Source organism: Synechococcales cyanobacterium CNB (assembly GCA_030263455.1).
Taxonomy (GTDB): Bacteria; Planctomycetota; Phycisphaerae; order Phycisphaerales; family UBA1924; genus CAADGN01.
In genome coordinates this window covers 82,486-96,629 of the sequence record SZOZ01000010.1, presented here as the reverse complement: position 1 = coordinate 96,629, position 14,144 = coordinate 82,486, and the positions used below count along the sequence as shown (strand labels likewise).

Annotated in this window: 11 protein-coding genes and 1 pseudogene; 4 read left to right on the top strand and 8 right to left on the bottom strand. The window is 69.3% G+C overall.

The features are described 5' to 3' along the window. Positions 1–672: 672 nt before the first annotated feature. Complete coding sequence (locus FBT69_11175) at positions 673–1,293, top strand: PEP-CTERM sorting domain-containing protein (protein ID MDL1905352.1); 621 nt, start codon at positions 673–675, stop codon at positions 1,291–1,293. Between the two features lie 777 nt (positions 1,294–2,070). Here FBT69_11175 and nuoF read toward each other — a convergent pair. Further along, a complete protein-coding gene (gene nuoF / locus FBT69_11170) occupies positions 2,071–3,717 on the bottom strand; it encodes an NADH-quinone oxidoreductase subunit NuoF (GenBank protein MDL1905351.1) in 1,647 nt (548 codons plus the stop codon). Positions 3,718–3,777: 60 nt separating this feature from the next. On the opposite strand from nuoF, the gene FBT69_11165 reads away from it, so the two are divergent. Beyond that, on the top strand, positions 3,778–4,722 hold the full coding sequence (locus FBT69_11165) for a hypothetical protein (protein ID MDL1905350.1): 945 nt from the start codon (positions 3,778–3,780) through the stop codon (positions 4,720–4,722). Between the two features lie 24 nt (positions 4,723–4,746). On the opposite strand, the gene FBT69_11160 is transcribed toward FBT69_11165, so the two are convergent. From FBT69_11160 to FBT69_11130, 7 genes and pseudogenes are all read right to left on the bottom strand, one after another. Further along, positions 4,747–6,399, bottom strand: a complete 1,653-nt coding sequence (locus FBT69_11160; protein MDL1905349.1) for a hypothetical protein — start codon at positions 6,397–6,399, stop codon at positions 4,747–4,749. A gap of 1,485 nt (positions 6,400–7,884) precedes the next feature. After that, positions 7,885–8,247, bottom strand: a pseudogene (locus FBT69_11155) (hypothetical protein). Positions 8,248–8,493: 246 nt separating this feature from the next. Further along, positions 8,494–9,849 carry a hypothetical protein gene (locus FBT69_11150; GenBank protein ID MDL1905348.1) on the bottom strand — a complete coding sequence of 452 codons (1,356 nt, stop codon included), beginning with the start codon at positions 9,847–9,849 and terminating at the stop codon, positions 8,494–8,496. A 166-nt stretch (positions 9,850–10,015) separates the two neighbouring features. Next, the gene (locus tag FBT69_11145) at positions 10,016–10,276 is read right to left on the bottom strand and encodes a hypothetical protein (protein MDL1905347.1); all 261 of its coding nucleotides are present in this window, start codon (positions 10,274–10,276) and stop codon (positions 10,016–10,018) included. 161 nt (positions 10,277–10,437) lie between these two features. Beyond that, positions 10,438–10,731 carry a hypothetical protein gene (locus tag FBT69_11140; protein ID MDL1905346.1) on the bottom strand — a complete coding sequence of 98 codons (294 nt, stop codon included), beginning with the start codon at positions 10,729–10,731 and terminating at the stop codon, positions 10,438–10,440. Positions 10,732–10,763: 32 nt separating this feature from the next. Further along, positions 10,764–10,970 (bottom strand): hypothetical protein, encoded by a 207-nt coding sequence (locus FBT69_11135; protein ID MDL1905345.1) that lies wholly within the window; start codon positions 10,968–10,970, stop codon positions 10,764–10,766. Between the two features lie 44 nt (positions 10,971–11,014). Then, positions 11,015–11,611 carry a hypothetical protein gene (locus FBT69_11130; protein ID MDL1905344.1) on the bottom strand — a complete coding sequence of 199 codons (597 nt, stop codon included), beginning with the start codon at positions 11,609–11,611 and terminating at the stop codon, positions 11,015–11,017. Positions 11,612–11,872: 261 nt separating this feature from the next. On the opposite strand from FBT69_11130, the gene FBT69_11125 reads away from it, so the two are divergent. Further along, positions 11,873–13,426, top strand: a complete 1,554-nt coding sequence (locus tag FBT69_11125; GenBank protein ID MDL1905343.1) for a hypothetical protein — start codon at positions 11,873–11,875, stop codon at positions 13,424–13,426. Next, on the top strand, positions 13,423–14,133 hold the full coding sequence (locus FBT69_11120; protein MDL1905342.1) for a 3-oxoacid CoA-transferase subunit A: 711 nt from the start codon (positions 13,423–13,425) through the stop codon (positions 14,131–14,133). The genes FBT69_11125 and FBT69_11120 overlap by 4 nt, the downstream gene beginning before the upstream one ends. Positions 14,134–14,144: the final 11 nt, after the last annotated feature.

The following is a 14,144-nucleotide window of genomic DNA, read 5'->3' as shown; positions in this document are numbered from 1 at the left end:
CGGGAGGTCGAAGACCCCGTGTATACCGCCATGCCAATCCGGGGTCGCCGATGCCGGGGCGGGTCGGGGCGGGCGGTGCAGGTGGACATGTGCGTCGTGTGGGCGGATGATTCCGAACCCCCCGAACAGAAAGCTGGGGTCAGGAGGATCAGGATGAGCGAACCAGTTCGCCGGAAAGTGAAGTGGCCGACGGGTCGTCGCCGGGGGAAGACCCGTGTCTGGAAGTCAAAGTGGGTGGTGGTTGTGAAATCCGGCGAGCGCAAGCCGAAGGGTTGATCGCGCGGTGGTTGCGTTTTGTTCGGCATTTTTGGACGCGGTCCTCGGTCGGGGTGAGGGGCAATCCGAGGAACGGTTTCCCCCGTTTTGCTCGGGCTGGCCGGATTCGGTTTCGTGGGGCCGGCCGGGTGCAGTACGATCGTGGGTGTGAGGCAAGGTGGAGATGGGGAAGACGGGCTGACGGAACACCGGTCGGGTTGGAGAGAGTGACAGCACTTCAGCGACAGGTCATGTGTTCGTCCCGGAAGGGGCGTTAAGCACGCGTGTCGTGCCGAACCGCGGCCAACAGAGGCCGGTCGCGGGGGAACCGAGTGGCCTCGGCGACGGGTGTCCGTCGTCAACCCCTTGGTCACGGCGTCATAGTCCGTGTTCGAGGCAATAGAGGGAGACAGTCCTATGAAGAAGATGATCGCTCTTGCAGCGCTCGCTGGTCTCGCGACCAGCGCGGCGGCCACCAGCATCGTGAAGCCCCCGGACATCGGGCCGTGGTGGCACCCGATCGATGGCGACTTCGGCACGTACGTCTACGCCAGCGACTTCGTGCTGACGGGGACGGACACGAAGGTCGATCGGATGGGGACGTGGCTGAGCCTGATCTGGGGCGGCACGCAGAACATCCGCTTCGAGGTGTGGGGCGACACGGGCGGCTTCGGGCCGAACCCGAACGACGTGCTGGCGAGCACCGGCTCGATCCATCCGGCGGTGACGCCGAACCTGGACTACCACGAGGCTCCGGCGGCGTTCAGCGCGAACCTCGTGCCCGGGAACCGCTACTGGTTCATCGCCACGGTGGTGAGCGAGGGCGGCGGCGGCGGGTACCAGACGGGCGGCCACACGCAGAACTCGGTCTACAACGACAACGGCACCTTCTGGTACTCCAACGACCCGGCCGGGATGTTCTTCGACGGGCAGAACCTGACGCCGCAGATGGCGTTCGCGGTTCACATGGTCCCGGCCCCCGGCGCGCTGGCGCTGATGGGCCTGGGCGGGCTGGTTGCGGCGCGTCGTCGTCGCTGATGCCTGACGTGTCCTGATCTCACGCCGCCGCGGGCCGAACACGCCCGCGGCGGTTTTTCTTTGGGTCCACGCGTGGCGCGCGCCGCATTGTCGAGCACCCGCGCATCGTCGGTTCGGGTGTGTGCAGGGGCGCCGGCTTGGGTCCGCGAGCGGGTACGGATGCTTCATGGCACGGGCGCGGCGAACAGCAGCACGGCGAGGTTCGCTTCCACGCCGGGGTTGATGGCCGCGCCGGTCTGGAGCTGGATGCCGCAGGCTGGGCAGGCGGGAGGGGGCATGCGTCGCGGCTCCTGGCGAGTTCCGGGGGTTGCTCAGGCGAGCCGGAGCAGTTTACGCGTCGGCCTGAACTCAAACCGGCGACCGATGATCCGCATGAACTATCAGTTTGACACAAACTGATAGATGTTCGCGAAGACAGGGGATCGGGGGAGTAAACCGGCCCTTATTCCCCGAGCCGGGCGAGGCGGTCGATGAGGTCGAGGGTGCGGGTGTGTTCGGCGAGGGAGTGCCGCCAAGCGTTGCGCTCGGCGCGGGCTTGAGTGTTCAGCCCCGGGGTAGGTGATCCAGCTCACGCCGAGTTGGCGGATCCTCCGGAGCCGCTGAAACTCGGGGGTGTCAATCATGTCGAGAATGAACTCGTCGTCCTGGTCGATCCGGATCAACTGGTGGATGGGGTCTCTAAAGACCTTTCCGCCCGGTTTGATCCGCTGGTTCGCCACAGACCGATCATATACCAAACAAAATATCCCTGTCAAGACCCTATCCGCCGCCGGCTCCCTACCCCTTCGCCCCCGCGCCGATGGTCATCTTGACGGGGACGGCGGTGCGTTCGACGCGGCGTTCGAACTCGTCGCGGAACTTGTTCATGATGGTGCGGACGGCCCAGTTGTTGCCGTCCGCCAGGCCGCAGATGGTCGTGCCGGGCATGGTGCCCATGCTGGTGGCGATTTCGAGGGCGAGGTCGAGGTCGCGGGTCTTGGCGTGTCCCTCCTCGATTCGGCAGAGGAGTTGGTAGAGCCAGCCGCTGCCCTCGCGGCAGGGCGTGCACTGGCCGCAGGACTCGTGCTTGAAGAAGCGTGCGATGTTGCGTGCGACGGCGACCATGTCGGTGTCCTCGTCGAAGACGGTGGGGCAGGCGGTGCCGAGGCCGAGGACGTTGTGCTTTCGTCCGATGTCGAAGTCGAGTTCGGCGTCGTACTGGTCTGAGTCGAGGATGCCCATGCTGACGCCGCCGGGAATGGCGGCCTTGTACTTCTTGCCGTTGCGGATGCCGCCGCAGTGCTCCTCGACGAGCGTGCGCAGGGGGATGCCGAGTTCGAACTCGTAGCAGCCGGGCCGGTTGACGTGGCCGCTGACGCCCATGAGCTTGGTGCCGTAGCTGGGCGGCCCGCCGACGGTGCTCTCGACACCCTGGGCCATGAAGGCGTGCGCACCCTCGGCGAGGATGAAGGGCAGGTGGGCGAGGGTCTCGACGTTGTTGATGATGGTGGGTCGGCCGAAGAGGCCCTTGACGGCCGGGAAGGGCGGCTTGATCCGCGGCCAGCCGCGTTTGCCCTCGATGGCTTCGAGCAGGCCGGTCTCTTCGCCGCAGATGTACGCGCCCGCGCCGCGGTGGAGATGGCAGTCGACGACGAAGCGTTCGCCGCCGGTGTTGGCCGGGGAGTTGATGAGTCCCTTGTCGCCGAAGATGCCGTTGGCGTAGGCCTCGCGGATGGCCTCCTCGACGACCATGGCCTGGTGGTGGTACTCGCCGCGGATGAAGATGTAGGCGGTGCTGAGGTGGCAGGCGTAGCAGCAGATGGCGATGCCCTCGAGCATGAGGTGCGGGTCGTAGTCCATCAAGAGGCGGTCCTTGAAGGTGCCCGGCTCGCTCTCGTCGGCGTTCACCGCCAGGTAGCGTGGGCCGGGGTCCGTGCCCGGCTCGACCTTGGGGAGGAAGGTCCACTTGAGGCCGGTCGGGAAGCCCGCGCCGCCGCGGCCGCGGAGCATGGACTTCTTGACCTCGTCGGTGACGGCCTCGGGCTTCATGGCGAGTGCCTTGCGGAGGGCCTCGTAGCCGCCGGTGCGGACGTACTCGTCGTAGCGGACGACGTGGCGGTCCTCGAAGCGCCCGAAGGGCGGCGTGGGGATGCGCCGGCAGAGGATGTGTCGGAGTGTGCCGTCGTACTTCGTCTTGCCCACGGGGGACTCCTGCGCGGCCGCGGGGCGGCGGGGACGGGGTTGGGGAGGATGGTAGGGGGCGGAACGGTGCGAATCGGGTGGGGAAGGCGCTGGTCTTAGCGGGTTCCTGTGGCAGCATTGCCGACGGCGACGCACAGTCGGGAGGTTGCAGTGCGCTTTTCGAATGCGATCGGGACGGGGCTGGCTCTGGTGGTGGGTTCCGCGACGGCCGCTCAGTACCAGTGGCAGGCGGTGCCGCTCCATCCACAGGAGGAGTCGCAATCCAAGGCGTTCGCGGCTTATGGGACTCGACAGGGCGGGCTCGTGACCACTTCCGACCCCGGCGGGCCCGGGCGTGCGGCGGTTTGGGAAGGCTCTGCGGAGAGTTGGCTCGACCTGACGCCGTCGTGGGCGGTGGTGGGCCGAATCAACGGCATGGACGGGTCGAGCCAGGTCGGGCAGGTCAGCCCGACATACGGCACATTCCACGCCGCCCTCTGGCGCAGCACGCCCGAGAGTGCGGTGAACCTGCACCCAGGGGGAGGGTACTGGGCGTCGGATGCCAAGGCCGTTGTCGGGAACATGCAGGTCGGACGCGCCTCGCACACGGCTACAGGCAGGTCGCACGCCGCGTTGTGGCAAGGGACTGCTGCGTCATTCGTCGATCTTCACCCCGCTGGCGCGGAGCAGTCGCACGCCTTGGCGACGGACGGCGTGCTGCAGGGCGGGTGGGCGACACTCCCGGGCGGCGCGAGAGCGGAGGCGGTGATCTGGGCGGGGACCGCGGAGAGCGTGGTGGACCTGACGCCGCCGGGCGTTGACGAGGCGAAGGTGTTCGGAATGGCGCCAGGGGTACAGGTCGGTCTGGTGCAGAACCTAGGCGAGAACCCGCGTGCGGCGCTGTGGCGCGGCAGCAAGGAGAGTTTCGTGGATTTCAGCCCTCCGGGATCAATCGCCTCGGACATGTACGGCACGACCGGCACGGTTCATGCGGGATCGGCATCGTTCGGCGGTCTGGTACAGGCGGGTGTCTGGCTGAGCGATGACCCGGCCAGTTTCGTCAACCTTCACGCGCTGTTGCCGCCGCAGTTCTTCGGATCAAGTGCAACCGGGGTCTATCAGGACGGTGACACGCTTTATGTTACGGGGTTTGCAACGCGAGGTCCCAGCGAGGCGTGGCTGTGGATCGGCACGATTCCCACACCGGGCACGGCGTGGGTGTTGCTCGCGGGAATTGGGCTGGTGTCGAATCGCCGGCGTCGCCGTTGAGCGACGCCGGCTTGGAGTGTGGCATCACTCGTTGCCGCTGGTGGCCTGCTCGTAGATGTCGAAGTAGATGAGCAGGTCGTCCGCGCCGACCTCGCCGTCGTCGGTCATGTCGGCCGCGGCGGGATCGCCCGCTGCCCACGCGGCGGTGTAGAAGGCGGCATCGTCGCCGGAGACCTGGCCGTCGGCGTTGAAGTCGGCGGAAGCCGTGATCATGCCGCCCGTCGTGCAGACGTTGCCCCAGTGAACGCGGGAGACGTAGGTGTTCACGAGGCCTTCCTCGACCATGGCGTAGCAGGCGTAGACCCACAGGCCGCCGAAGCCGCGCTGGACCGTGGCGAGGCCCTGGCGCTCGCCGAGGAAGACGGGGCTTGCCATCGTGCCGGCCGTGAATGCCTGGGTCGTCAGGCGCTCGACGACGATCTGCGGGTCGGGCAGGCCGATCTGCGTCTCGTCGATGAAGGCCCAGTAGACGTGCAGGTCCACCTCGGGCGGCGTTGGGGAGGTGCCGAAGGTGTCGTACCAGAGGATGTGGACGCCGCCGCAGGAGTCAACGGCGAGGCCGGCCGGGATCTGGTCCGGCCCCTCGGGAAGGGCGTCGATGCCGTGCAGTTTGATGTCGGTGAGGTGGAGGATGTCCTGGTTCTCGAAGGTCGCGCCGGCGTCGAAGCTCGTGGCGAGGTAGAGGTCGAGATCGCCGGACTCGGGCGTCTCGCGGGCCGCGAAGAGGACGTGGACGATGTCTGGCGCGTTGTTGCGCCGGCGGATGGCGATGTAGGGCAGGAACTCGCCGCCGTCGATGGCGATGGCGTCTCCGGGCTGGGGTGGAGCGATGCCGAAGCCCTCGCCAATCGTGATGGGCTGCTGTGTCCACGAAGCGCCCTGATCGGTGGATCGCGTGACGAACGGCCTTCCCTCGTTGTTGAGCCAGTCGGGGTCGGGCGCGCCGAGGGCGCGCACGTCCACATCCGCGGCGGCGACGATCAGCGCGTTGCCCGTGCCGGTGACGACGGCCGGGCCGCGCCCGCGGTAGTCGCAGGGCGTGGGCGGGACGGGCGGCTTGACCTGGAAGCCGGACCAGTTCTGGCCGAAGTCGGGCGAGCGCCGCCCGAAGGCCGAGGGCGGCTCGGCGGGGCACCCGGAGCAGCACCCGCCGAGGCTCTCGACGTAGGAGACGTACAGGTCGGCGTCGAAGGGGAACGCGGGGAAGACCGGCCTGCTGACGGCCGGCAGCGCGGCGGAATGTTCGACAGCCGTCACGGCGTCCTCGAACTCGAACGTGTCGAGGTCGCGCTTTGCCACGTAGACGCCCGTCGTCGCGTCGGGCTTGACGCCGCTCGCACCGAGCCAGAACTGCCGGATGCCCGCGCTCTGTGTGAACCGCACGGCGGGGTGGGCCAAGGCCGGGTTGTCGCTATTGGGCGGGACCGTCAGTGTGCCGGTGTATGGAAAGTCAGCCCCGAGGTTGAAGATGATGGCGTAGAGCACCTCCGTTGGGGAGCCGCCCTTCGTGGTGGCCGCGACGACTTCGGAGCGGGGGAAGAGCGCGCCGTCGATCGCGCCGCCGTAGTACGGCGTCGTGTCACCCGGCGGGCGCGGGTTGATCCGAAGCGGCGGGTAGACGGCCTGGGCCGACACCACACCGGGCACAGCGAGGCCGCAGGCGACAGCCAGGGCCAACCCTGCCCTCACCCCCCCCCGAACGGATTGTCGAAAGAAGTCCCATCACGAAGCCAGTCGTGCCGGTCGCTGTCATGGTCGGTCTCCCGATGTCCGGTGTGCGTTCACCAACCCGGCCCGCCGCGACGGCGAACCGGGCACAAGGCGCCCACGCCGCCAGTATGCCGGAAGAGAGTTTACGCGCCAAGAGGAGAGGTTAGATGACGCGTCGATTGGAAGGAATCCCTGGCGCTTGAAGTAGTCAGCGCGTCCTTTCTTCTACCACACGAACCGCATCCTTCCAAAGTCCGGCACGGGCGCTCGCTTCTCCCAGCTGACGGCGGGGAAGTAGACGAAGAACGCCTTGCCGATCAGCAGGTCGCGCGGCACGACGCCTGGCGTCGGGTCGAACTCCGCCGCGACCCACGGGTCGGGCGTGTCCCAGAGGCGGCCGTCGAGGCTGGAGGCGGCGTTGTCGCCGCAGGCGAAGAACTGGTGCGGCCCGAGGACGCACGGCTGCGCGGGGTGGGTGGCGAGAGCGGGCTGGCCGTCGCGGACGTGGGTGCCGCGCGCCCCGTGCCGACGGTCGTAGGCGGATGCCTGGTAGTGCACGTCGCGGTCGAGCCGCACGCGCGAGAGCGTCACCGGGGAGCCGGAGAACTCGACTCGCACGCGGGGAGGGGTGAAGAGCCGGTAGTCGGCGAGCACGTTGCCGCTGCGCTGCTGGCGCATGACCTCGGCGAACGGCCGACCCGTCGCGTGCGCGACGCGCAGGGCGGGCGACCAGGCGTACTCGGCCAGCACGACGCGCCTGCCCTCGTGCCAGACCTGCACGCTCTGATCGACGAACCAGAACTCGAGGTTGGTGACCTCGCCGGCGGGCAGGGCGCGCGGCAGCCGGCCCGTGCCGATCTCGCGCCACGACTCAGCCTCGCTCGCGATCCCTTCGGACACGGGGCGCATGCGCACCGTAACGCGGTCGCCCTCGAGCTCGGCCCGGAACTCGTGCCCGCGCGCGCTCAGCACGGCGGCGATGCTCGGCCCGGCGCGCATGGGCCGCACGCCGAACGCGACGCGCACATCGCAGACCGGGAAGATCGCCATGCCCTGGTTCACGTCGAAGCGTCCGCCGAAGGGGTTGGGACCGAGCGGGTCGATCTCGTTGTAGGGGTAGCGGTCGGTGACGGGCCAGTTCTCGTGGTCCCAGCGCAGCACGGTCGGTCCCTCGCCGGAGTAGACGTAGTCGTGCCGGTCCTCGATCTGCCAGGCAGGGTCGGTCTCGCCCGCGCCCGTCGTGCCGAGCCACGGGGCGCGGAACCACCGGCGCAGGTCTCGCTCGGGGCGGAGCGGCGCGTACCGGCTGTCGTAGACGGGCATCCAGAGGGCACGCTGCACGCGCTCGGGTTTGCGGGCGATGGTCCAGTCGTTGGCGGTCCAGTCGCTCTGCGTCGCGCCGGCGGCGCGGGCCGCGGCGGGGCGCACGAACACGTCCCCGTCGACGAGGGCGACCTCCTCGCCCGGCAGGCCGACGAGCCGCTTGATGTAGTTCTCCTGCGGCCGGCCTGGATATTTGAAGACCGCGGCGTCGAAGCGCGACGGGTCGTAGACCGAGTAGAGATACTTGAGGACAAAGATGCGGTCGCCGCCGAGCAGCCGCTTGTTGCGCCCGAGGCTCTCGGGCAGCTGCTCGCCGATGCGGGCGCCGGTCATCGGGTCGGTGACCCGCAGCGGCCGGTTCTCGCCCTGGATGGGCAGCGGGAGCGTCTCACCCGAGCGTGCCTGCCCCACGTCGCGCGGGTTGACGGTCCAGACCGCCCCGGACTCCGGGCTGTGGAAGCGGGTGTGCGCCCCGAGAAGCGTCGGGGCCATCGAGCCGGTCGGGATGACAAAGGCCTCGACCACGAAGCCGCGGAAGACGAACGCGAGCACGAACGCGATCACGACGGAGATCGCGGTCTCCTTGAAGGACGAGGGCGGCCGATCCGGAGCGGGTGCGTCGGGCATGGCGGAAGGGTAGCGGGGCGTTGTCGGACGGGTGGCCGTGAGGCGAGGCACCACCTTCGGCTCCCGGCAGCCGACGCTGGTGGCACGGGTGTCGGTGATCCGTCGAGGTGTTCACGGTGTCGGCGCCTGACCACCACCGGGGCGCTTGCGCCGGCGACGACGCTTGCGGGGGTGGGCACCGTCGGCATCCTGCGGGCGCGCGCCCTCCGGCCTCGCGGCAGGGGGGGGCGAGGACGAACCGGACGCTCCCGGAGCGCCCGGCGCTCCGCTCGACTGGGGGGTGCCGCCAGCGCCGGGCCTGCGCTTCTTCCGGCGGCGTTTCTTCTTGCGCTGCTCGCCCTCAACGGACGCGGCGGGTTCTGGGGTGCGTTCCTCGCTCGCTGGCGTCGGCTCCCGCGCCGTATCGCGGGCACGCTCGCGGTCGCGCACGTGCGCGGGCGCGGGGCCTGGAGCGCGGCGTTCGGGTCGAGCCGGTCGTCCGGGACGCGGGGCGGGGGTGGACGGCTCGCGCGTCGCGGGGGTGCCGACGGGCACGAGTTCCTCGACCGGGACGGCGATGTCGCGCCCGTCCGCGTCGAGGCGCACGAGCACGAGTTGCGTGAGAATCTGCGCGTCGATGACGATGCCGTCGCCCTCGGGTGTGCCAACCCTGCTCTTGCGGTGAGGGAGTCGCTTCTTGAGGTCCTCGTAGGTCTCGTCCTCGTAGCGCAGGCAGCACATGAGCCGCCCGCACCGCCCGGATATCTTGAGCGGTTCGAGCGTGGCCTTCTGCGTCTTGGCCGAGCGCATCGAGATGGGCTTGAGCACCTTCAGGAAGTTCTTGCAGCAGCAGTACTGGCCGCAGCGTTCGTAGTCGGCGACCAGGCGGGCCTCGTCGCGCGCCCCGACCTGCCGCACGTCCACGCGGGTGCGCCACCGGTCGGAGACGCGGTGGACGAACTCGCGGAAGTCGACCCGCTCCTCGGACATGCCGTAGACCGTGATCCGCTCCCCGCCGAGGATCGGCTCGACCTGCACGATCTTCATCGGGAGGTTGAGCCGTTCCGCCTCCGCCCTGGCCTCGACGCGCAGCTCATTGGCTCGCTGCTCGATCGCCGCCTGGCGGTCGAGATCCTCGCGGGTGGCGACGCGCAGCACCCGCCCCTGGTCGAAGAACGGGTAGTCGCGTCCGCCGGAGTTCTCGATGTAGGCGAGCATGTCCTGGCGCGAGACGCTCTTGGAGCACCCCGAGTTCGGGCAGGTGCTGGTGAGCATCTCGCCGAGTTCGACTCCGCGGTGCGTGCGGACGACGAGCCTGCTCCCGCAGCCCGGTTTGGCGTCGCCGTCGTAGGGGTACTCGCCGATGAGCTTCATCACGCCGAAGCGGACGACAATGCTCTTGGGCGCGTTCAGACGCTCGTACGCCTTCCGGTCCTCCTCCCAGGCGCGGAGATCCTCCTCGAACTGTGGCAGGGGCAGGATGGGCATGGCACCTCCGGGCCGAACGGGCGGACGCACGGGCCGCGCCGGCGCACGACGAGCCGGTCGCGTTCGAAGGGGGAGTTGTCGCCGGGCGTGGGGTTCGGCCCGCCCGCGCGCCCGGCGGGCGCGGACGGTTCTGGTGCGTCGCCCCGCGACGGCGCGGGGCCGGGTGTCAGCCGCGGCCGTGTCGCTTGGCCCGGGCGGCGGTGAAGATCTCGCGCAGGTCCGCGCGCTGGAAGAGCTGGACGTTCTGCTGGTTCACGACCTTGTAGACGGAGATGGTCTCGGCACGTTCGTCGATCACGACGAGGACTTCCTCGTTCCCGCCGTCGGTCGTCATCACGATGTACGACCCGCTGCGCGCGACCATGTCGGCCCGGGCCTCGCCGCCGAGGAGCGGCGCGGCCGTGGCGATCACGAGGCCCAGCAGCACCAGCGCGCTCGCCCGCAGCCAGCGGACGGAACGGGGGGCGGCCTGTGTCCCGAGCCCTGGGTCTTGAGACCGGAGGCCGGGGGTGGAAGGCCGAAGGGAGGGAACACCGAGCCCTTGACCCCTCGCTCCCTCGAGCCCGTGATCCCTTGTCATCTTCGTGCTCATCGTCCCGGCTGCTCCTTGGCGTCGGCGTTCAGGTCGCGATAGTCGATGCCTTCGAGTTGACCTCGCGCATCGTTCCAGCGGAGGGCGACGAGTTCCTGGTTGGCGGAATCGACGACCCAGATGGCGTTGGAAGGCCCGCCGCGGATCTTGCCCCCGACGACGATGTACTCGCCCCGGGCGCGCTGAGCGGGCTGGCCGATCGCCCCGTCCGGCGCGAGCGTGAGCATCAGGAGCAGGGCGGCCAATCCCGCGTTGACGGCGATGAGTGTACCGCGCGTGTTCCTGCGCATGGGGTGCGTCCCTCCAAGGCCCACGAGGGGGGTCAGTCCTGGTGCCCGCGCTTGCTCGGGATCAGGTTCGCCCCGACCGCCGCCGCAACGATGACGATCAGGCACAGGTAGTTCATCACCACGGGCGGCGTGTCGGCCTTGGTGGGCGTGGGTGGCTGCGGGCCGCTCGGCTGGCCGAGGGCCGCCGAAACCGCCAGGAGACACACCGCGAGGGCAACGATCAGGGCGACCTGCTTCACGCGGGCATCGTACCGGAGGGGGATGGACGAGTAAAGCCCGGGGCCTACGCGACGACGCCGAGCGGCTCGAGCGCGGGCGCGACGGGTGGCGACCACGGCCACGCCCCGGACGCGAACGGGCGGCCGATGCGGTCGAATGACGCCGCGTCAAGATGGACGGTGCCCCACCGGCGGCTGCGAACTCGCATCAGGCGGGCGTAGTCCTCGACCATGACGACGCGCAGGGCGTACCAGCGCTCGCGGTGATCGAAAACGTCCTCGAACAGGCCGTCCGGCGGCTGCTCGACGCACCAGTAGACGAAGACGAACGCCGCCGCGAACTCCGGCCCGAACAGCCGCTGCCAAGTCAGGAGCGAGTCCACGTCCTCGGCGTTCACCCACGAATCGAGCCGGCCGGGACGAGCGCGCGGCGAGACATAGCGCCGGCCCTTCACCTCGGCGAGCAGGTTCGACCCTTCGCCATAGAGGACGAAGTCGAAGGACTTGAGCGAACGCTCCGGCCCGCCGCTGCGAGACGGCCTCAGCGGCGCGCCGTCGGGCAGGAGTGCCTTACGGGCCTCGTCAACCGCAACGTACGGGATGCGCCGATCGCGCAGCAGCCGCTCGAAGGCTGTCTCGTAGTGGTGCCGTCGCTGGGCCACGCGGGGAGGATACATCGGAACAGCGGACACTGGGGCGTGGTCGTGAGGCGGGGTGGGTGCGCGGTTATCGGGGCTGGCGAGAGCAGCCTGGCGTGTGTGGAAGCACGGTCTCGGCGGGGTCCCTTGCCGGGGTGTATTTCAGGAATAATATATCCTAATATACCGTTGTTGAGCCATTCGTCGCCTTCCTGGAGCCATGCCGTGGTTGGGTCTGCCTCATCCGTCGAACCGGGGGCGATGTCCCCGGTGGTTCCACCCGCCATGACCCAGGCCGACCTTCAGGCGCTGCTCGACCGGTACGGGTACCCGGAAGAGACCCGATCGATCGTTGAGTCGGAGGGGCTGCTGCCGCTGGGGCTGCTGAGCCGGCTGCACCGGACCTACCCCGAGCACAGCGGCCTGATGGAGCGTGCCCCGTTCCTCTTTCCTGCCCGGCGCGAGTACGAGGGGCTGCGCGGGTTCCGGCAGGTCGCGGGCATCCTGGGGGAGCACGGCATCCGCCTGGGCGCGATGGTCGAGCGCGAGCTGTTCGTCGAGGTGTACCGGTTCAAGGCGACGAGCCACGCGCTGAACACGATCAACTGGGGCGCGTACGAGACGGACTCGATGTACCACCTGATGTTCCCGCAGCCGGGGATGATGCGCCCGGAGGTGGTGGCGCGGTACGAGGCCGCGTCGGACGCGGCGGCGCGGTCGCGTGTGGCGGAGGCGTACAAGGAAGAAACAAACCCGCACGACGGGCACCAGCTGCTCAACAAGCCGTGGATCGAGCGCGACGACGGCGGCGTCGAGATCGTCGAGGGGAGCCAGCACAAGTACCCGCAGTGCCAGCTGATCTTCGACAAGACCACGCAGACGTGCTTCGCCTTCTGCACCTACTGCTTCCGGCACGCGCAGCTCCGCCGCGACGACGACATGTTCATCCAGGAGGACATCGCGCAGGTGCACGAGTACCTGCGCCGTCACCCCGAGGTGACCGATCTGCTCATCACCGGCGGGGACGCGGGGTACATCCCCGCCGAGCGGCTGCGGCAGTACGTCCGGCCCATCATGGAGGACCCGTCGCTGCTGCACGTGCGGACGGTCCGGCTGGCCTCTCGCGCCCTGACCTACCAGCCCGAGATGCTGCTGACGCGCCGCTACGAGCGGACCCTCGGCCTGTTCGACGAGATGCACGCGAACGGCGTGCAGCTGTCGTGGATGGCGCACTTCTCCACGCCCCGCGAGTTGCTGAACCCGAGCACGATCGCCGCCGTCCGGCGGCTCCAGGCACACGGCGTGGTGGTGCGCAGCCAAAGCCCGATCATGAACCACATCAGCCTGTTCAAGCGTGCCGACGGCACGACGGACGTCGAACGCTCCGCACGCAACTGGATCGACTTGGCGAACGTCCTCGGCACGCTGCTGGTGCGGTTCCACTCGATGTACTGCGCCCGCGCGACGGGCGAGCACCACTACTTCGCCGCCCCACTCGCGGACGTCGAGAAGATCTCGAACCTCGTCTTCCGCTCGCTCAGTTCGCTGAACCGCCCCTCGCGGTACATCACGATGACGACCTCTGCGGGCAAGCTCTCGCTGCTGGGCGAGGCGACGGTGGGCGGGCGGCGCGCGCTCGCGCTGAAGTTCAACGAGGCCCGCAACATGGCCTGGATGGACCGGGTATTCCTCGCCGTGTACGACGAGAAGGAAACGCGGGTGGACCGGCTCGTCCCGCTGGACGGGGGCGAGTTCTTCTTCGAGGCGGAGCTGCGCGAGATCGAGCGGGCGCTGGCGGCGACGCTCGAACGCCGGACGCCGCTGAAGGTCCTGGGATGATCGACAAGCGGTGCAGTTCGGTGCCCGAGGCCGTCGCCTGCGTCCCCGACGGGGCGGCGGTGATGATCGGAGGCTTCGGCAGCGCGGGCAGCCCCGTCGAACTCATCCACGCGCTGATCGACCATGGCGTCCGTGGGCTGACGGTCATCAGCAACAACGCCGGGTGCGGGCGTGTCGGCCTGGCCGCCCTGATCGAGGCCGGCCGCGTCGAGCGGGTCGTCTGCTCTTTCCCGCGCAGCGCAGACTCGGAGGTCTTCGCCTCGATGTACCGCGCAGGCCGGGTCGCGCTGGACCTCGTGCCCCAGGGGACGCTCGCCGAGCGCATTCGCGCGGGGGGGGCGGGCATCCCGGCCTTCTACACCCCCGTGAGCGTCGGCACGCCCCTGGGCGAGGGGAAGGAACGGCGTACCTTCGCCGGGGGCGAGTGCGTGCTCGAGCACGCGCTGACGGCCGACTTCGCGCTGGTCAAGGCGGAGCGCGCCGACCGCTACGGGAACCTCGTCTACCGAAAGACCGCGCGGAACTTCGGCCCCATCATGTGCATGGCGTCGCGCGTGGCGATCGCGCAGGCGCGCCGCGTCGTCGAGCCGGGCGAGATCGACCCTGAGGTCGTGGTGACCCCGGGCGTCTTCGTGCAGCGCGTGGTGGAGGTGCGGGAACCCGCGGACGAGTCCGTGCTGGTGCGCGAGGGGAGGCGCTACCCGTGAGCGCGCAGATC